Source organism: Hyphococcus sp. D3-15, from assembly GCF_055809375.1.
In genome coordinates this window covers 98,112-116,033 of record NZ_CM147910.1, presented here as the reverse complement: position 1 = coordinate 116,033, position 17,922 = coordinate 98,112, and the positions used below count along the sequence as shown (strand labels likewise).

General features: G+C 57.9%; 17 protein-coding genes and 1 pseudogene. 15 read left to right on the top strand and 3 right to left on the bottom strand.

Going from position 1 to position 17,922, the window contains the following annotated elements; all coding sequences use genetic code 11:
• The first annotated feature begins 5 nt into the window (after window positions 1-5).
• Window positions 6-902 (top strand): hydrogen peroxide-inducible genes activator, encoded by an 897-nt coding sequence (locus AC0L8G_RS00550; RefSeq protein ID WP_473386045.1) that lies wholly within the window; start codon window positions 6-8, stop codon window positions 900-902.
• On the opposite strand, the gene AC0L8G_RS00545 is transcribed toward AC0L8G_RS00550, so the two are convergent.
• The gene (locus AC0L8G_RS00545; protein WP_473386044.1) at window positions 899-2,023 is read right to left on the bottom strand and encodes an AI-2E family transporter; all 1,125 of its coding nucleotides are present in this window, start codon (window positions 2,021-2,023) and stop codon (window positions 899-901) included. The genes AC0L8G_RS00550 and AC0L8G_RS00545 overlap by 4 nt on opposite strands.
• A gap of 213 nt (window positions 2,024-2,236) precedes the next feature.
• On the opposite strand from AC0L8G_RS00545, the gene AC0L8G_RS00540 reads away from it, so the two are divergent.
• From AC0L8G_RS00540 to AC0L8G_RS00525, 4 genes are read left to right on the top strand one after another with little or no spacing between them, the layout of a single operon-like run.
• A complete protein-coding gene (locus AC0L8G_RS00540; protein ID WP_473386043.1) occupies window positions 2,237-3,580 on the top strand; it encodes an anthranilate synthase component I family protein in 1,344 nt (447 codons plus the stop codon).
• Window positions 3,577-4,158 carry an anthranilate synthase component II gene (locus tag AC0L8G_RS00535; RefSeq protein WP_473386042.1) on the top strand — a complete coding sequence of 194 codons (582 nt, stop codon included), beginning with the start codon at window positions 3,577-3,579 and terminating at the stop codon, window positions 4,156-4,158. The genes AC0L8G_RS00540 and AC0L8G_RS00535 overlap by 4 nt, the downstream gene beginning before the upstream one ends.
• Window positions 4,155-5,012, top strand: coding sequence for an aminotransferase class IV (locus AC0L8G_RS00530; protein WP_473386041.1), 858 nt, complete (start codon window positions 4,155-4,157; stop codon window positions 5,010-5,012). Before AC0L8G_RS00535 ends, AC0L8G_RS00530 begins: the two co-directional genes overlap by 4 nt.
• Window positions 5,009-6,163: an acyl-CoA synthetase family protein gene (locus tag AC0L8G_RS00525; protein ID WP_473386040.1), complete on the top strand. Its 1,155-nt coding sequence runs from the start codon at window positions 5,009-5,011 to the stop codon at window positions 6,161-6,163. The genes AC0L8G_RS00530 and AC0L8G_RS00525 overlap by 4 nt, the downstream gene beginning before the upstream one ends.
• Before the next feature lie 44 nt (window positions 6,164-6,207).
• On the opposite strand, the gene AC0L8G_RS00520 is transcribed toward AC0L8G_RS00525, so the two are convergent.
• The gene (locus AC0L8G_RS00520; RefSeq protein WP_473386039.1) at window positions 6,208-6,678 is read right to left on the bottom strand and encodes a pilus assembly protein N-terminal domain-containing protein; all 471 of its coding nucleotides are present in this window, start codon (window positions 6,676-6,678) and stop codon (window positions 6,208-6,210) included.
• 176 nt (window positions 6,679-6,854) lie between these two features.
• Between AC0L8G_RS00520 and AC0L8G_RS00515 the strand changes: the two genes are divergently transcribed.
• The 10 genes and pseudogenes from AC0L8G_RS00515 (at window position 6,855) to AC0L8G_RS00470 (ending at window position 16,885) form a co-directional block, all read left to right on the top strand.
• Complete coding sequence (locus AC0L8G_RS00515) at window positions 6,855-7,577, top strand: Crp/Fnr family transcriptional regulator (RefSeq protein WP_473386038.1); 723 nt, start codon at window positions 6,855-6,857, stop codon at window positions 7,575-7,577.
• 169 nt (window positions 7,578-7,746) lie between these two features.
• The gene (locus AC0L8G_RS00510; protein WP_473386037.1) at window positions 7,747-7,914 is read left to right on the top strand and encodes a Flp family type IVb pilin; all 168 of its coding nucleotides are present in this window, start codon (window positions 7,747-7,749) and stop codon (window positions 7,912-7,914) included.
• 142 nt (window positions 7,915-8,056) lie between these two features.
• Window positions 8,057-8,563, top strand: a complete 507-nt coding sequence (locus AC0L8G_RS00505) for an A24 family peptidase (protein ID WP_473386036.1) — start codon at window positions 8,057-8,059, stop codon at window positions 8,561-8,563.
• 91 nt (window positions 8,564-8,654) lie between these two features.
• The gene (gene cpaB / locus AC0L8G_RS00500) at window positions 8,655-9,398 is read left to right on the top strand and encodes a Flp pilus assembly protein CpaB (protein ID WP_473386035.1); all 744 of its coding nucleotides are present in this window, start codon (window positions 8,655-8,657) and stop codon (window positions 9,396-9,398) included.
• A 67-nt stretch (window positions 9,399-9,465) separates the two neighbouring features.
• On the top strand, window positions 9,466-10,764 hold the full coding sequence (locus tag AC0L8G_RS00495) for a type II and III secretion system protein family protein (RefSeq protein ID WP_473386034.1): 1,299 nt from the start codon (window positions 9,466-9,468) through the stop codon (window positions 10,762-10,764).
• Window positions 10,765-10,913: 149 nt separating this feature from the next.
• Entirely contained in the window at window positions 10,914-11,594 is a 681-nt protein-coding gene (locus AC0L8G_RS00490) for a CpaD family pilus assembly protein (protein ID WP_473386033.1), read from the top strand.
• A 39-nt stretch (window positions 11,595-11,633) separates the two neighbouring features.
• Entirely contained in the window at window positions 11,634-13,406 is a 1,773-nt protein-coding gene (locus tag AC0L8G_RS00485; protein ID WP_473386032.1) for a CpaE/TadZ family protein, read from the top strand.
• A 9-nt stretch (window positions 13,407-13,415) separates the two neighbouring features.
• Window positions 13,416-14,907, top strand: a pseudogene (locus AC0L8G_RS00480) (CpaF family protein).
• Between the two features lie 12 nt (window positions 14,908-14,919).
• Window positions 14,920-15,906 (top strand): type II secretion system F family protein, encoded by a 987-nt coding sequence (locus AC0L8G_RS00475; protein WP_473386031.1) that lies wholly within the window; start codon window positions 14,920-14,922, stop codon window positions 15,904-15,906.
• Window positions 15,907-15,910: 4 nt separating this feature from the next.
• Window positions 15,911-16,885 (top strand): type II secretion system F family protein, encoded by a 975-nt coding sequence (locus AC0L8G_RS00470; protein ID WP_473386030.1) that lies wholly within the window; start codon window positions 15,911-15,913, stop codon window positions 16,883-16,885.
• Window positions 16,886-16,888: 3 nt separating this feature from the next.
• Here AC0L8G_RS00470 and AC0L8G_RS00465 read toward each other — a convergent pair whose 3' ends face one another.
• Window positions 16,889-17,905 (bottom strand): GlxA family transcriptional regulator, encoded by a 1,017-nt coding sequence (locus tag AC0L8G_RS00465; protein ID WP_473386029.1) that lies wholly within the window; start codon window positions 17,903-17,905, stop codon window positions 16,889-16,891.
• Window positions 17,906-17,922: the final 17 nt, after the last annotated feature.

Genomic DNA, 17,922 nt, shown 5'->3' with positions numbered 1-17,922 from the left:
ATGAAATGACGCCCTTGCCGACCCTCCGTCAACTCCAGTTCTTTATGGCCCTGGTCCGGCGCGCCTCCTTTTCCAAGGCTGCAGATGACTGCCTGGTGTCACAGTCGACGCTTTCATCGGCGATCAAGGAGATGGAAGCGCTGATGGGGCAGCAACTGGTCGACCGCTCGACCCGGTCTTTCGCGCTTACACCGGCAGGGGAGGAAGTCGCTTCCCGCGCGCCGGCGTTGTTGGCGGGCGCGGAAGATCTTGTGCGGTCCGCCAGCGGCCGGCGCCCGCTTGAAGGGGCGTTCACCTTGGGCGTCATCCCGACCATCGCGCCATTTGTGCTGCCGCGGGTGTCAAAAGCACTGAGGAAAGCATTTCCGAAACTGGAGCTCTATTTGCGCGAAGATCTGACGGCGACGCTGGCGGAGCGGCTGGCGGCTGGTTTGGTCGATGCGGCGGTGCTGGCGTTCCCTTACGACTTGCCCGGCGTCGATTCCATCGAAATTGCGGAAGACCCCTTTTGGTTCGCCTGTTCGCCGGATCATCCCTTGGCGAACAAGAAATTTGTAAAGCGCGACGAAATACGCGGCTGCGAATTACTGTTGCTGGAAGACGGTCATTGCCTGCGCGAACACGCAGTCGATGCATGCGAGTTGCGCGACCGTGATGCAGCGGCGTCCTTTGGCGGCACCAGCCTGTTCACCCTGGCGCAGATGACGAAATCGGGGCTCGGCGCGACGCTGTTGCCGGAGATGGCGGTAAAGGATGGGCTCGCGAAGAGCGCCGGCTTGCGCGCGATTCCTTTCGAAAACCCTGTGCCTTCGCGGCGGATCGGCGTCGCCTGGCGGCGCGGCTCCGGGCGCAAGGAAGAGGCGATGACATTGGCGGAAGAGTTGAAAAAAGTGCTGAATTAGGCGGTTTCCGTCGATACAGGGGCGTGTTTGATCGCTGCGATATCGCCATTGTCAGACATCATGATCGCGACAGGCCTTGTCGAGCGGAATTGCGAAAGGATGATCATCACCGTCACGGTGATCGGCACACTGAGCAACAGTCCGGCAAAGCCCCAGAATGACCCCCAGATGCTAAGGGAAAACAGCACCACCAGCGGGCTCAAATTCAACGTTCGCCCGACAATGCGGGGCTCGATGCCGTTTGACATGATTTGCTCCGCCCCAATCAGGCTGACCGCTGTGATCAGCGCCATGCGCCCGCCGCCGCCATCCGGTTGCACCAGAGCCAGCAGGACCGGGAGCGTGATCGCTGACGCGGCGCCGAAAATCGGAATATAGTTCATCACGAAAATCAGCAGCGCCCAGAAGCCAGCAAATTGCACGCCGATGACCAGCATGATCACATAGCTGATGCTGGCGGTGACAAGGTTGGAAAGGGTTTTGACGGTGATGTACTGGCGGACCATGACGCCGATATCGGAGATGGTTTCATTTATGGCGTGGCGTTGAACTTCATCAGCCCCAAGCAGGCCGATTTTCTTGAAGATACGGCCGCGCTCGATCAGCATGAACACAAGATACAAGAACACCGTGATGAAGGTGAGGAAGTTTGACGTCAGTGAGCTTAGGCTTCCCGCTGCTCTGGAGAGCAAAGGCTTGATGAGGTCGAGCGCGGAGCGTTGAATTTGTTCAACCCCGCCCAGCAATTCCTGAGGCAGGAAGTCGATGGTGCGGAAAAATGCGATGACCTCCTGGCCGACATTGCGCAGGCGCAACTCATAGCTTGGCCAGGCATCCAGCAACGTCTCCACATTGGACCGGATGATCTCAACAAAGAGAACCATGCCGCCGCCAATCAGGATGAAGGAGAAAATATAGCCCACCCATTCGGGCATATACTGCCCGACCACCGGAATGCGCCGGACGCTTTCCTTCAAGGTAAAGATCAGGAAGCAAAGAAAGCTGGCGACCACAAAAGGAATGAGGACGCCGCGTCCCACATAGATGATCAGGCCGAAAAGCACGGCGATCGCCAGGCTGTAAAAAGTCCGCGCAACATTTTGACCGCCACTTTGCGCCATCGGGGAAAGCCTCCATTTTATTCGGCATTAATAGGCTGATTTGCGCCAATTGCGCCAGCTTCGCGCGAGCGGACGTAAGAACTGAACATTTAGGGCTCACCCGCGACGCCCCCGGGCGCAGACAGGGTGCGGTCTGGGCGCAGTTCGTTGTTTGCGCGCATTTTTAACGGAAAACCGCTCACACTTTTCCAAAATGCGCGCTAGGAAAGCGCCATGATTTTGTGGGAAATCGACTGGCGCGACCCTATGCGCGCATTCGCGCCGCTGGCGGGCGAGGCTCATGCTCATTTGTTGCATGGGGGCGACCGGTCCGCGCGCGCAGAATGGTCTGTCATCACGGCGTTTCCTTCTGCGTTACTGGAGGCGGAAAAGGATGGCGCCGATCCGTTTCCCGCGCTTGATGCGATGCTTGCAGAACGCGTGCTGCCCAAGCCTGAAGAGTTTGACGGCATGCCCTTTGTTTCCGGCGCGCTCGGTTTTGTCGGATATGAGGCGGCGCGGTTTTTCGAGCCCTCCCTGAAAATGCCCGCCTCGCCATTTGCGCTGCCTGATGTGGCGCTCGGCTTTTATGATGCGGCGGCGTTGTTCTCGCGGCGTCAGCGCAAGGCCTATCTGGTCGGGCGCGACGAGAAAGCCTGCCGTCGTCTGCGCGCGGCGCTGGGGCGCGATGAGATTGCTCCGGCGCGCCGCGCCTCAAATTTCAAGGTTGCGTCGAATTTCACGGCGGCGCGTTATCGCGAAGCAGTCAGTGAAATTATCGAAAACATTCTCGACGGCGATTTTTATCAAGCGAATTTGACGCATCAATTGTCTGCGCAAGCGGATGCGCCGATTTCAGCGTTCGATCTTTTTCGCGAACTCGCCGGCGGCAGCGATGCATTTCACGGCGCCCTTCTGCAATATGATGCGGGCGCGATCGTATCGAATTCTCCCGAACGGTTTTTCCGCATTGAGCAGGGCGCTTTTGGCGCGCGCCGGATTGTCGCCGAGCCGATCAAGGGCACGCGCCCGCGCGGGAAAACGCCGGCGGAGGATGAATCGCTCGCCCGCGCGTTGCTGGATGATCCGAAAGATCGCGCGGAGAACATCATGATCGCCGATCTCTTGCGCAATGATCTGTCGCGCATTTGCAGTGACGGCACAATCCGAGAAGAAGAGGTATGCGCGCTGATGAGCCTTGCAAATGTGCATCATCTGGTCTCTCGGATCAGCGGCTTGTTGCGAGAAGAGGCAAGTGCGGCGCGCATTTTTGCGGCTCTTTTTCCCTGCGGCTCGATCACCGGCGCACCGAAAATCGAGGCGATGCACGCGATTGCTCGAGTGGAGGCGATCGGGCGCGGCCCCTATTGCGGCGCGATTGGATATTTTGACGATCGCGGCGGCGCTGATTTTTCTGTTGCGATCCGCACACTGATGGTTGAAGGCGCGCGGGCGGCGCTGCCTGTCGGCGGCGGCGTCACTTTGCGTTCAGATCCGCAAGGCGAATATGATGAAACCCTGGTGAAGGCGCGCGGCGCCTTGAACGCGCTTGGCGTCACGGATGAGGCGCTCGCGTGATCCTCATCATCGATAATTACGATTCCTTTGTGAATAATCTCGCGCGCTATGTGCGAGAGGCGGGACATGAAACGACGCTGCTGCGCAATGATGCGGTTGATGTTGACGCCTGCCTAGCGTTCAAGCCGGATGGCGTCATTATCTCGCCCGGGCCGAAAACTCCGGCGCAATCGGGCGTGTCAATTGACCTGATGCGCCGGCTCGATGCGCAGACGCCATTATTCGGCGTCTGTCTGGGCCATCAGGGGCTGGTTGAAGTCTTTGGCGGCGAAACGCGCCGAGCGGTGTTTCCCCTGCATGGGGAAGCCAGCGAGGTCCGTCATGATGGTTCGGATCTGTTCAAGGGAGTTCCCTCGCCGATGATGGCGGGACGCTATCATTCATTGATCGCGGCGCCCAAGGCGGGCGGTCCTTTGCGGGAAACAGCCTGGAGCGGCGACGGCGAGCTCATGGGCGTCGCGCATGAAGACCGGCCCTGGTTTGGCGTGCAATTCCATCCGGAATCGCTTCTGACGCCGCATGGCCGGCGAATCATCGGAAATTTCCTTAGTTTTTGCAGGCGAAGATCAATTCCATGACCTTTTGGCTGAATGGCGCGTTTCACGAGGACACCCGGGCGGGGGCGATCAATATTGCAGATCGCGGGCTGCTGCTTGGGGACGGGCTTTTCGAGACCTTTTTGGTTCGCGACGGCGTTCCCGCATTTTTATCCGCGCATCTCGAGCGCATGCGAGCAGGCGCGCAAGCGCTCGGATTTGAGGCGCGCATCGACGAAGCTGAGATCGCCGCGATTATTTCTGACCTGGCTCAGCGCAACGGCGCCGCGAGCGGCATGGCGTCGGCGCGCCTGACGGTGACCCGTGGCGCAGGCGCGCGCGGACTGGTGGTCGAGAAGGGAACGCTGACGCCGACATTATTGATGACCCTGGGCGCTTATGCGCCGCCCGACATCTCGGCGCCGTTGAAACTCATTGTCAGCCGACACAGGCGCAATGAGCTGAGCATTACCGCGCGCTGGAAAACCCTCAACTATCTCGACAATATTTTGGCGCGGACCGATGCGGGCGAGAATGATGCGGACGACGCCATCATGCTCAACAGCGCAGGGCGTGTGGCCTGCGCCAGTGCGGCCAATATTTTTGTCGTCAAGGGAGATGTTGTGACGACACCGCCTGTCGTGGAAGGCGCGATGCCGGGCATAGTCCGCGGCGTCCTCATTGAGGCGGCGCCGGCGGCCGGAATTGAGTTGCGGGAAGCGCCGATAGAAGCGGCGGCGCTTGACGGCGCCAGCCTGTTTCTCACCAATAGTCTGATGGGGCCGCGGCCTGCGACGCTGAAGGGCGGCGGCGGCGCAAGTCGGGTGCTGGATCGCCTGCAAACATGTTATGGCGAGGCCATGAAGCGTGATCTTGATAAGCGGGCGCAGTCGTGAAGGCGTTTTCACTCACCGAAGCGCAGATTGCTCGCGTCATCGGCGCCGCCGCTGCGGATGAGTTGTCCCGGCGCTTTAACCGGCATGTGGATTTTCTCACCATCGCTAGCTGGACGCAGGACACGGCGCTGGGGCGGGGCGGCATGTCCGTTGACGGCGAGGAACGGGTCGCCTGCGCGCGCCGGGCGGCAACGCAGTTCGGGCTTGATCCGGATTTTCTGATCGCACGACCGGCGGAAAAAATTGCTGACTGGGCGCGCGATATCGCGCTTGCGCTGAAAGAAAACCTGACGGCGTTCACATTCAAACCAGCGGCGCGCGGCGATCACGATCTTGCGCATGTTCATCGCGCGGATGAAATTTTTCAGGATGCAGCGGCGGCGGCGAATGTCCTCTATGGACGCCGACGGCTTTTGTCTTTTGTGGCGCCGCACAGCCTGTTGGGGCTTGAACTGTCTATTTTGACGCCGAATCTGTTGTGCATCGAATCCGTTGATGCGCGCGGAATGACGCCGGACGCATTGTCGAAAAACCTGTTATTCGGGGATGTGCTGGTCGCGACCCCGACGCTTTGGCGCTATATGATGCAGGAAAAACTCCAGGCGCCGGACAACACGCTTGCGGTCTCCTTTGGCGAGCCGATGACGCCCGATCTTGCTGCGGATATGCGCAAGAGCGGCTTTGGCGTGCTGCGCGAATTATATGGGTCGACGGAGACCGGGCTGATCGCCTGGCGTGATTCTCCCGGCGAGGCGTTCGTCCTGTTTGACCATTGGCGACGAGACAATGGAGATTTGTTTCGGATCAGTCCGGAAGGCGATGCGCGCCATATTGATGCGATGGATGACCTTTCCTGGTCCGGCGAGCGCAGTTTCACACTTGGCGGGCGGCGTGACGGCGCCATTCAGATCGGCGCCGTGAACGTGTTTCCGGATGCTGTGGCGGAGACCATGCGCAGCCATCCCCATGTGAAAGACTGCCGCATCGTGGTCGGACGCCGCGGCGATGGAGCCACGCGGCTCATCGCCAATATTGTCCTGTCGGAAAAGACCCAACCCAATGAACGCACTGCGCGCGACATTGACGTCTGGTGCCGCATTAATTTGCGTCAGCAGGAGCGGCCGCAGATTTATAATTTTGAGGCGGAGTAAACGCCGCGGCTTAACTTGCCGGCGGCGTTTTGTGCGCGCCGGGGCTAGTTGTTGTTGTCGCCGCCGCTGCCTGATTCAGAACCAAGGGTTGTCGCCTGGTTGTATTTTGCGTTCACCTGTGTGGAAACGCCGGCGAATGTGGTCAGGTCATCGCCCACTGTGACCGTCGCTTCGCAATTGGTCGTGCAATTATATGTCGTGCGCGCTGCGCCGCGATGCACGGTCAGCATGTCTGAGCTTGGCGTGCGGACGCGGATGGTGAGATTTCTTGCCGCGTCGCCGTTCTCATCGAACACATAGATATTGGTCAGGCCAGGCGCTTTCCCGAAAAGAAGAAGATTGGTGTTGTCCTGGATGGTCACATCGGCGATCGCCGGATTGCCGACGACGATGGACTGCGCTGGCGCTTCCAGTTTGAACGGGCGCACCTGATCCATGGTCAGCCACAATTGCTCAGCGGCTGCGCCTTGGGTCATGGCGGCGAAAATGGCGGCGGCGGCGAAAATCCTGCGCATGGGATCATCCTTCGTGAAAACAATCCCTTTACCCTAGCGGCGAGGAGTCAAAGAAGGCTTAAAGAGGTGCGCAGCATTTCGCCCATCATGCGCGGCTAGAGCGATAGTTTTACTCGGCAAATTTTACCGGACCTTAAATCGCGGGTGTTATTGCGTCCTGACCGGTGGAGTATGTCATGACTGCAGCCCCAGTTGAAATCGTTTCGGCGGCCGACGGCCTTGTCGAGATGCTGGCGAAGATCGTTCCTTTTCAGGATTTGCCGGAAACGGTTTTATCACTGCTGTGCGAGCACAGCGAGCGCCGTACCTATGGCGCCGGGCAAACCGTGTTTTCTCTTGGCCAGTATGATGGGGGCGAGTTTCTTGTCGTCCTTTCCGGCGCTTTGCGGGTTTCGATTGCAGATGGTGAAACCGGCGCCATGATGATCGACAATGTACATGAGAGCGGCATTTTCGGGCTTGAGATTGCGCTCGCCGAGCCGGACTCTGAGCTTTTCCAGCAGATCGCCGTAAACGCCGAGTCAGATTGTGAGCTGGTCGTGCTGGATGCGGCGGAATTTAAATCGCTTGCCGCCGGGCGCCCGTCTTTGATGCGCAATGTCGCTATCTACCTTGCGGATTTGCTCGTGGTGCAGCGCTATCGTGCGGTCACCCCGCAGGCCGCGCCGGAGCAACGTATTTATGCAGCCCTGATTGAATGTGTTGCGCGCGATCCGATCAGCGGATTGTGGCGGATCGAGAAAATGCCGAAGCACCGCGAATTGGCGGATCGTGCGGGGTCAGATGAGACCGCCGCCGCCGCCGCCGTCGCTGCATTAATTCAAGAAGGCGTCGCGCAACGCGATTATCCTGGGCTTATTGTAAACGATATGTCCAGGCTGAATCAGCTCGCGCGCTAGGCGGCATGCGGGTTTGCGGCTTGGTTAACCGCATTTAACTATAATCCGCATACAGACATAAAAAGCATTCATATTCATTTTTTCTTTACGCCTGTTGGGCAATATGGACGAGACTGAAGGGGGAATTCTTCTTCAGCGGTGCAAGTGAAGAGTAAGCAGGAGTCGACACATGAAAACTCTTTTTAATCGTTTCAAGAAAGACGAATCCGGCGCGACGGCCATCGAATATGGCCTGATTGCCGCACTCATTGCCGTTGCCATTATCGCTGCCGTTCGCGCAGTTGGCGGCAGCCTTTCTGAGACTTTCGACAACATCAATACCGAACTCGGCGAATAATAACGCTACGCGGCTCACTTGGCCGCCGAAGCGTATTGTTTACGGAAAAGGAGACCTCTCGGTCTCCTTTTTTGTTTATATCTAACGAAGCATTAAGAAGGCTTACGCTAGGCTGCTCGTGAATTTGCCTGGAGAGCAGGGCGTGATCGCATACCTTCTTTTATCGGTGTTTCCGGCGGCCCTGCTGATTGCGGCTGCCAATGACATTTACGAATTTAAGATCCCAAACTGGCTGTCGATCATTCTGGTCTGCACCTATCCGCTTGCGGGAATCGCGGTTGGCGCCGGGCCTCACGTAATGATGGAAGGCGCGCTAATCGGCGCTGCAGCCCTGACGATAGGGTTTTGTCTGTTCGCTGCGAAAATCGTTGGCGGCGGCGATGCAAAATTGTTCGCTGCGACCGCGCCCTGGCTTGGCCTCGGCAGCCTTGGAATTTTCCTCTTCAATACGGCTATCGCCGGTCTGTTACTCGCCATCGCAATGGGCATGTTCCGGAAGCTACCCGTGCTCCCCGTTTACGCGCATGCGCCATGGTTGATCCGCTTGCATGAGCGGAAGAAAGATTTGCCATACGCCGTGGCGATTGCAGCAGGCGCACTTCTTAGCTTTTCACAAACGCCATACTTCCAATTGGTCATTGGCGGTTAACAAAACCAGTTAACAGAGTTTTGAGGAGTTTCGCGCACTATAGAATGTAAGGCGTTCTGTATGCGTAGCGTAATAGATAGGCAGGGTCGAAATGAACGTTAGTCGTATAGCAATTTTGGGTATCGCGCTGGTCGCCGGCGCTGCCGCATTTTTCTTGATGCTCAGCCAGAACAAGGATGTTGGTCCTGTTCAGATCGTTGAGCCCGTCAAGGAAGAAACCGTTCGCGTGCTTATCTCGACCCGGGATATTCAGCGTGGAGAGCGTCTGACGCTCGAAGACACGAACTGGATCGCCTGGCCGAAAAAAGCGGTGCAGCCGACCTTTATCACAGATGAAAATTCGCAAGCGCGCGATGAACTCGAAAGCGCAGTGGCGCGTTCGCTGATCGTGACCGGCGAACCGATTGTAAACGCCAAAGTCGTTCAGGCCGGTTCATCGAGCTTGATGGCGGCGATCATCGCCCCGGGTATGCGCGCTGTCACACTCAAGGTTTCCGCTGAAACTTCTTCCGGCGGATTTATCCTTCCGGGCGACAAGGTCGACATCATGTTTACCGGCGGTCGCTCGGGCAAAGGCTCCGCGCGCACCATCTTCAAAGAAGTTCGCGTTCTCGCCGTTGACACGCTGTTTTCTGAAAATAGCGGCACGGCGCATGTCGCCGGATCAAATGTAACGCTGGAGCTTGCGCCGTCTGATGCGCAGGCATTCATCTCGGCGCGCGAGTCCGGCACGTTGAGCCTCGTTCTGCGCAGTATTTTCAAACCGGAGAATGAGCTTGAAACGACAGAGCGGCGTTCATCCAATGTAAGTGTGATCCGTTATGGGCGTTCGTAACAAAGAGTTTGACCAGGGGGTTGAAATGCAAATCCTTCCAAAATCCGCGAACCCCACGGGAGCGAGCATGTTGAAACCGTTATTTGTCGCGTTGGCCGGTGTCGCCGCATTTGGCCTTTTGGCGCCTGCTTCTGCGCAGCGCGGTTCACAGCCTGTGCGGATTGATTACGGCGGCAATAGCGCCGTTTCAAAAAGCATTGTGTTGCCGTTGAACAAAGCGGCGATCGTTGAGCTTCCGCAAGCGGCGTCCGATGTGCTGGTTTCTGCACCGTCGGTTGTCGATGCGGTCGTGCGCTCTCCGCGCCGGGTATATCTGCTTGGTCTCACGACCGGCCAGACAAACGCATTTTTCTTCGACTCGCGCGGTCGCCAGATTCTCAACCTCGAGATCGTCGTCGAACGCGACATGGATGCCCTGGCTGAGTTGCTGAGCCGCGTCATGCCGGATTCGCGCATCGAAATCGATGCGGTGAACGATAATGTCGTGCTCAAGGGCGTGGTTCAGTCAGCCGCCGAAGCCGCGAATGCTTCTGACCTTGCCGGACGTTTTGTCGGCAATCCGGAGCAAGTCATCAATATGCTGACTGTTCGCGATCCGGGCCAGGTTATGTTGAAGGTCCGCATCGTTGAAATGCAGCGCCAACTGCTGAAACAGCTCGGCGTTGCGGTGAGCGGCTCTATTCCGATTTCCAACTCCGCATTCACCTTTGCGGCGCAGAACGCGATCGCCACCAATGGCGGCGTCGGTCTCTCTGGGTCGCGTCCGAACCCCGGCGGCACTCTGCAGAATCTCAATGCCAGCTTTCAGGCGTTTGAGTCGAATGGTCTGGTGCGCGTTCTCGCGGAGCCGAACCTGACGGCGATTTCCGGTGAATCCGCTCGCTTCCTTGCTGGTGGTGAGTTTCCGGTGCCTGTCGGTCAGGATGACGGCGTCATCTCGATCGAATTTAAGGAGTTCGGTGTCGGCCTCGGCTTCTCGCCTTTGGTGCTGAGCAAGGGTCGTATCAATCTGAAGATCAACACCGAAGTGTCGGAGATCACCACTGAGAATGCGTTCTTCGTACCGGGCGCGACGACTGTGGATGGCGACGGCAATCTGGTTTCGACGGCGGGCCTTTCAATTCCCGGTCTGTCGGTGCGTCGCGCCAACACAGTGGTTGAACTTCCATCCGGCGGCAGCCTGGTTATGGCTGGCCTGCTGCAGGAAGATATGCGCTCGACCATCGAAGGCATTCCGGGCGTCAAGGACGTGCCGGTGCTCGGACAGCTGTTCCGCAGCCGCAACTACACCAACAACGAGACCGAACTGGTCATCATTGTGACGCCTTACCTCGTCAATTCGACTCACGAGATCCAATCTGATTGATCCGTCGGAAGGCTTTGCCCCGGCGAGCGATGCAGAGACGATCCTTCTGGGAAGAATTGTCGCGACCTACGGATTGGCGGGCGCTGGTGTGAACACCGCCTCGCTGCAGGGCCCAATGGGTTTCATTCTGGATTAATGGGAAGCAAGTCATGACAACGTCAATTTTCAAAATCACGCTTCTTTCCGCCTTTGCGCTTACCGCCGCTGGTTGCTCGCATGGGTTTACGAATGGAGAAGCGCATTCGGCGACTGTCGCTGAGACGCATCCGATCGCGGTTGATGGGCAAGTGGTTACGCTGACAATCCGGGCGGATGAGACAACCACAGATCTCTCCAATGTCGACAAGGCGCGCCTACGCGCTTTCGCCGACTCTTATATGAACAATGGTCACGGGCCGCTGACGGTCACCGGGCCTTCTGGCGCTGGCAATGACCATGACGGTCATGAGGCGTCTGCGGATATTCGCCAGGCGCTCAACAATGCGGGCGTTCCCTGGTCTTCTATTCATGGCGCCACCTATCGCACCGGCAATGCGGACAATGAAATTATTCTGTCGTTCACACGCTATGTGGCGACGGCAAGCCCATGCGGCGTCTGGAGCGGCATGCGCGCACGCGAATATCGCAATCTCAGAACACCGAATATGGGTTGCGCGACAATGAATAATTTGGCGGCGATGGTTGCCGATCCGCATGACCTTGTGGCGCCGTCTGATGAGGATCCGCGCGACGGTCAGGCTGTTGCGCGCGCCGTTGAACTTTATCGCGCGGGTGAAGTCACTGCATCTGCGATCGATTCGACAATTAACGCGGCGACTGCTGGGAACTAGTGCAAGCGAACTCGAAAATGGGGATGCTTGAGGGAGATTATGATGAAAAACGCTGCTGAAAACGTCTATCAGCCGGCTGAGGATGAAGAAGGCGTAGCTGAGGGGGCTGCCAGCCTTGGTGCTGACGGCGGTCCGGCGGGCGGCGCTCCGGCAAAATCCGGTGCGATTGATTCTGCGTTTGAAGACAATCTCGACGACGCCTTCGGCGACGACGCGTGGCTGGACGAAGAGCTTTCGGACGAAGAACTCGCCGCTCTCGGTGAAGAAGATTTCGGCGAGGACGCCTTTGCTGACGAAGACTTCAATGCGGAAGAATTCGCTGGCGATGACGCGCTGGAAGCTGATCTTGAAGCTGCGTTCGAGGATGATATCGACGAATTGGGTTCAGCGCCGGTTGATGAAAGCGTCGCGGCGATCGAGGGGGCGTTTGAAGACGACTTCGAAGAGCCTGCTGGCGAAACCGCGCTCGAAGAAGAAGAGGCGGACGAGGCTGCATCGCATGGTGCGCTTGTAACGGCCGCTGCGGCTGTCTCCGGCGGCGCGTCGGCCAATGTGCCTGACACAACGGATAATTATGGCGGCGACATCTCGGAGATCACTGACGAGGAAGTCGATCACCGTCCGGTTCCGAGAATTTCGATCCACGCATTTTGTGAAACGCCTGGCGTGACTGAATTGCTGGAAAAGGCGTCGGTAGACCGCCGCCTCGCCAAAGCGCATCTCACTATTCATATGGGCGGCATCGCCAAGGCGGTGGATCACTTCCAGACCGCGTCGACGCCGAACCTGATTATTCTGGAAACCATGGCTGGCGCGGCGGAAATTTTCGCCAAGCTTGGAGAGCTGGCCGAGGTTTGCGATCCGTCGACCAAGGTCGTCATCATCGGCCAGGTCAACGACATCATTCTCTATCGCGAGCTGATCCGTCAGGGCGTCAGCGAATATATTGTTCGCCCGCATTCGCCGCTGCAGATCATCAAAACGGTCGCGGATCTTTATGTCGATCCGTCTGCGCCGCCGATCGGCAAGACCATGGCCTTTGTCGGCGCCCGCGGCGGCGTCGGGTCATCCACCATTGCGCATAATGTGGGCTGGTGCACGGCTGAGGAATTCAAGAGCGACACGGTCATTCTCGACCTCGACTTGCCCTTCGGCACGGCGAGCCTCGACTTTGATCAGGAAGCGTCCGCCGGCCTGGTGGAAGCGCTCAGCTCGCCAGAGCGACTGGATGATGTGTTGCTGGACCGCCTGCTGCAAAAGCATACGGACCGGCTGAGCCTTTTCACGGCTCCATCCATGCTTGATCGCGACTTTGACCTTGATGATCAGGCGTTTGAAACCGTGCTCGACGTTGTGCGCGGAACAGCGCCGACCATCATCGTCGACGTGCCGCATTTGTGGACATCTTGGGCCAAGCGCATCTTGATGACAGCGGATGAAATCGTCATCACGGCGACGCCGGATCTCGCTTCTTTCCGCAACACCAAGAACCTAATCGATATCCTTGGCGCGGCGCGTCCGAATGATTCTTCGCCAACGCTGATCATCAACCAGTTCGATCCGAAAATGTCGGCGGTGCAAGCAGATCAGTTTGCAGAACATGTGGGCATCACGCCGGCGCAGGTCATCAATTGGGATCCGCAACTCTTCGGCGCGGCGGCGACCAATGCTGCGCCGCTTACGGAAGTCGGGGCGAAGTCAAAAGCCGCCCAGTCGATCCGTGATCTCTCGGGGCAACTTCTGGGGCGCAATGAGGCCAATATTGCACGGCCGAAATTCAGCCTGTCCGGCATGTTCAAAAAGAAACGGTAAGGGGTACGCATGTTCGGACGCAGAACAGGTCCGGTAGATTCGGCGCCAAAGCCGGCGCCGGCTGCCAAAAAGCCAGCGCCTAATCCTGCGGCGGCAAAGCCTGCTGCGCCAAAACAGGTGAAAGCTGCGAAACCGGAAGCGAAGGCGAAAGCCACGCCGCCGGCGCCGCCGCGCGTAGCCTCCGCTGCCGGCAAAGCGCCGGAAACGGTTGAGATTGGCGGCCGCTCGGACGAATATTTTCAGACGAAAACCACGATTTTCAACGCGCTGATCGACACGATCGACTTGTCGCAGCTTGCACAGCTCGACACGGAAGCGGCGGCGGAAGAAATTCGCGACATCGTCAACGAGATTATCTCGATCAAAAACGTGCAGATGTCGATCTCTGAGCAGGAAGCGCTGCTTCAGGATATCTGCAACGACGTTCTCGGCTATGGTCCGCTTGAGCCTTTGCTCGCTCGCGATGACATCGCTGATATCATGGTCAATGGCGCCAGCCGCGTCTTTATTGAGGTCGGCGGCAAGATCCAGCTGACCAATGTGCGGTTCCGCGACAACGCGCAGCTGATGAACATCTGTCAGCGTATCGTGTCCCAGGTCGGCCGCCGCGTCGACGAGATCCAGCCCCATATGCGACGCGCGTTTGCCGGACGGGTCTCGTGTGAACGTCATCGCGCCCCCGCTTTCGATTGACGGCGCAGCGCTCACCATTCGTAAGTTTAAGAAGGACAAGCTCCGCATTCAGGACCTTGTCAATTTCGGGTCGATTTCGCCGGAAGGCGCGAAGGTGCTCGAAATTGTCGGCTATTGCCGGATCAACACGCTGATCTCCGGCGGTACCGGTTCTGGTAAGACGACGCTGCTCAACTGTCTCACCGGTTTCATCGAACATGATGAGCGCGTCATCACTTGCGAGGACGCCGCGGAACTCCAGCTACAGCAGCCGCATGTTGTGCGTCTCGAAACGCGTCCGCCGAACCTTGAAGGTCAGGGCGAAGTGACGATGCGCGACCTTGTTAAAAACTGTCTGCGTATGCGTCCTGAACGGATCATCGTCGGCGAGGTTCGTGGCCCGGAAGCTTTCGATTTGCTTCAGGCCATGAACACCGGTCACGACGGATCGATGGGCACGCTCCACGCCAACAGCCCGCGCGAAGCCTTGCAGCGTATTGAATCCATGATCACCATGGGCGGCTATAACCTGCCGTCGAAAACGATCAAGGAAATGATCGTTGGTTCGATCGATGTGATCGTACAGGCTGCGCGTTTGCGCGACGGTTCGCGCCGCATCACCCATGTCACCGAAGTGCTCGGCACGGAAGGCGATACGATCATCACGCAGGACCTCTTCATCTACGACATGGATGGCGAGGATGATGACGGCAAGATTGTCGGCAAGCACAAATCCACTGGTATTGCGCGCCCGTCTTTTTGGGATCGCGCTCGGTATTACGGCAAAGAAGCCGAGCTTGCTTCGGCGCTCGACGCCGCTGCAGATTAAGAGAGGGCGTTCATGGATCAGCAGGTCCTCATTGTTCTGGTTCTTGGGGTCGTCTGCTTAGGCGCGCTCGCTTTCGTTCTTCTTGCGCCCAATCAGCGCGACAAGACGAAGAAGCGCGTTGATGAAATGAAAGCGGCGAAAGCCGTGAAGCGCGGCGGCGGCAACGCTGAAGCGCAGAACAAAGAACGTCGCAGAAAGCTTGCCGATTCGCTTGCGGCGCTCGACGACAAAACGAAAAATCTGAAGAAAAAACGACGTCAGTCGATGGACCAGATGCTTGAGCAGGCTGGTCTGCCGATCAAGCCGAAGCAGTTCTATATCGGCTCGGTCGTAATCTCTATTGTCTTTGGTCTGATTGGCATCGTCTCAGGACAGCAACCGTGGATCAGTGGCCTGCTCTTCCTGGTGGGCGGTTTCGGCTTCCCGCGCTGGGTGCTGAACTTTCTGCGCGCACGCCGCCAGAAAAAATTCACCAGCGAATTTTCAGGCGCCATTGACGTTATTGTACGCGGCGTGAAAACCGGTTTGCCGGTCAACGAATGTCTCAAAATTATTGCGCGTGAAGCGCCGCGCCCGGTTTGCGACGAGTTCCACATGCTGGTTGAGGGCATTCGTGTCGGCCTTTCCATGGAGCAGGCGCTTGAGCGCATGTATGAGCGCATGCCGCTTCAGGAAGTGAACTTCTTCGGCATTGTTTTGATGATCCAGCAAAAGACCGGCGGTAACCTTGCGGAAGCTCTTGGCAACCTTGGCGGCGTGTTGCGCGCTCGCAAACTGATGGAGGGCAAGGTCGCCGCTCTGTCGTCTGAAGCGAAAGCGTCCGCTTACATTATTGGCTCGCTGCCCTTCCTCGTTGCAGGCGCGGTGCAATTGTCCTCACCGGACTATCTGGCGCCGTTGTTCAACACGCGAGTCGGCAATTTCATTCTCATCGGCGCCGGCATCTGGATGTCGACAGGCATCTTTGTGATGAAAAAGATGACGCAGATTAAGGTTTAGTCCCATGGAAGCGATCATCAACGCCGTAACAGATCGGTCATTTCAGATTGCGTTGCTTGTCTCATTGGCGGCGATCGGCACGATCTTCACCATTCTTGAGCCGCTCCTGGTCAAGGACAAGCTCAAGGAGCGGATGAAATCCGTCGGCACCTATCGCGAGGGCCTGCGCCAGAAACAGCGCGAAGCCTTGTCGAAGAAGACCAAAGGCCTGCGCAACACCAGCCCGCAGGGCGCGGTCAAGGAGCTTGTGGAGAGCCTCAAGCTGCTTGAAGTTTTCGATGCGGATTCGGCGCGCAAAAAACTGATGATGGCCGGCTATCGCGGTCAGGGCCCGGTGTTCACCTTTATGGCGGCGCGCCTTGGATTGCCTTTTGTCGTCGCGATCCTCATGGGCATCTATGTGTATCTGCTTGATGGCTTCGAGCTCGACAATTTCGGCCGCCTGCTTGCGACATTTGGCGGGTTCTTTATCGGCTTCTATCTGCCGAACATTTATGTCTCGAACGCAGTCTCCAAACGTCAGCAGCAAATCCAGATGGCCTGGCCGGACGCGCTCGATCTTTTGCTGATCTGTGTTGAATCGGGCATGTCCATCGAGGCTGCATTTCAAAAAGTCGGCGACGAGGTGGGCCCGAATTGCCCCGAACTGGCTGAAGAACTGGGCCTGACCACGGCTGAACTTTCCTATTTGCAGGAGCGCAAGACAGCCTATGTCAACCTCGCCGAACGGACCGGACTTGATTCGGTGCGCGGCGTTGTCACCGCGCTGGTGCAGTCGGAAAAATACGGTACGCCTTTGGGGCAGTCCTTGCGCGTGATGGCCAAGGAAAGCCGTGACATGCGGATGCAGGAAGCGGAGAAAAAAGCCGCTGCTCTGCCGCCGAAGCTTACCGTGCCGATGATCGGGTTCTTCCTGCCGGTGCTGTTCGCGGTTATTCTCGGGCCTGCGATCATGAGCGTGATGGGTCTTGAAACCTGATCGTCACGAATAAGAAGACACGCCAGCCTGACCTTTGTGCATGGCGGCGTGCTGCGATGGCGACAATCCAAACTTTGCTTTGAAAGAAGTGCGGAACGCTGCTTCCGACTGATAGCCGACGGCTCTGCTCACGGCGCTCACGGATTGCTGCGATTCCAAAAGCGTGCGCGCTCTTTCAAGGCGCATCATGTCAAGGCATTGCGAGGGCGTGAGGTTCAGGGCCGCGGTGAATTTCCGGTAGAATGACCGCTCAGACATGCCCGCCGCCTTCGCCATGTCTTCGACGCGCAGGGGCTTGTCGATATTGTTTTCAAGCCAGGCGATGACTTTGGAAAAGCGCGCGCCCGCCGCAAGCTGCATGCTGAGCATATCGCTGAATTGCGATTGATTGCCCGGACGGCAGGCGTAAACGACGAGCCGCTTTGCAACTTGCCCCATCAAACTTTCCCCGTGATCGCGCGCCAAAATCGCAAGCGACATGTCAATGCCGGTAGTAACGCCCGCCGATGTCCAGGAATGTCCATCGACGACGTATAGGGCGTCTTCGCGCACGGAAATATCCGGATAGCGTTTGCGCATCTCTTCGCAGCCGAGCCAATGGGTGACGGCGGCGCGATGATCCAGCAATCCGGCTTCTGCAAGAATGAAAGCGCCGGAACAAACAGATCCTATGCGCTCGCATATTGGCGCAGCGCGTTGCAGCCATTGAAGCAGAGTTTTGTCTTGCATCGCCTTGCCAAGGCGAACGGGTTCGCCTCCGGCGACAAGCACGGTGTCGCGGGCGATCGGCCGGGCTTCCTTCAAGGGCTGCGTATTGAGGCTGGCGCCGGCAGTGCTGTTGATCGGGCCGCCTTGTGCGGAAAGATAGCGAAGCTCGTAATGGGTTTCCCCGGCGATGTTATTTGCGGCGGCGAACACCGATGCCGGTCCGGAAACATCGAGCAGTTCAAAGCCGTCATACAGGATAAGGAGCACGCGCCGGGGTTTTGTCATTGGCGGAATATAGTCGATTATTGTCATTTCCGCCAGCGCGGCGG

Bases quoted from the DNA above. Each gene is read 5' to 3' on its own strand.
- AC0L8G_RS00545 (WP_473386044.1), bottom strand. From the start codon at position 2,023: ATGGCGCAAAGTGGCGGTCAAAATGTTGCGCGGACTTTTTACAGCCTG.
- AC0L8G_RS00465 (WP_473386029.1), bottom strand. From the start codon at position 17,905: ATGACAATAATCGACTATATTCCGCCAATGACAAAACCCCGGCGCGTG.
- AC0L8G_RS00515 (WP_473386038.1), top strand. From the start codon at position 6,855: ATGACTGCAGCCCCAGTTGAAATCGTTTCGGCGGCCGACGGCCTTGTC.
- AC0L8G_RS00520 (WP_473386039.1), bottom strand. From the start codon at position 6,678: ATGCGCAGGATTTTCGCCGCCGCCGCCATTTTCGCCGCCATGACCCAA.
- AC0L8G_RS00550 (WP_473386045.1), top strand. From the start codon at position 6: ATGACGCCCTTGCCGACCCTCCGTCAACTCCAGTTCTTTATGGCCCTG.
- AC0L8G_RS00530 (WP_473386041.1), top strand. From the start codon at position 4,155: ATGACCTTTTGGCTGAATGGCGCGTTTCACGAGGACACCCGGGCGGGG.
- AC0L8G_RS00510 (WP_473386037.1), top strand. From the start codon at position 7,747: ATGAAAACTCTTTTTAATCGTTTCAAGAAAGACGAATCCGGCGCGACG.
- cpaB (WP_473386035.1), top strand. From the start codon at position 8,655: ATGAACGTTAGTCGTATAGCAATTTTGGGTATCGCGCTGGTCGCCGGC.
- AC0L8G_RS00540 (WP_473386043.1), top strand. From the start codon at position 2,237: ATGATTTTGTGGGAAATCGACTGGCGCGACCCTATGCGCGCATTCGCG.
- AC0L8G_RS00485 (WP_473386032.1), top strand. From the start codon at position 11,634: ATGATGAAAAACGCTGCTGAAAACGTCTATCAGCCGGCTGAGGATGAA.
- AC0L8G_RS00475 (WP_473386031.1), top strand. From the start codon at position 14,920: ATGGATCAGCAGGTCCTCATTGTTCTGGTTCTTGGGGTCGTCTGCTTA.
- AC0L8G_RS00490 (WP_473386033.1), top strand. From the start codon at position 10,914: ATGACAACGTCAATTTTCAAAATCACGCTTCTTTCCGCCTTTGCGCTT.
- AC0L8G_RS00495 (WP_473386034.1), top strand. From the start codon at position 9,466: ATGTTGAAACCGTTATTTGTCGCGTTGGCCGGTGTCGCCGCATTTGGC.
- AC0L8G_RS00470 (WP_473386030.1), top strand. From the start codon at position 15,911: ATGGAAGCGATCATCAACGCCGTAACAGATCGGTCATTTCAGATTGCG.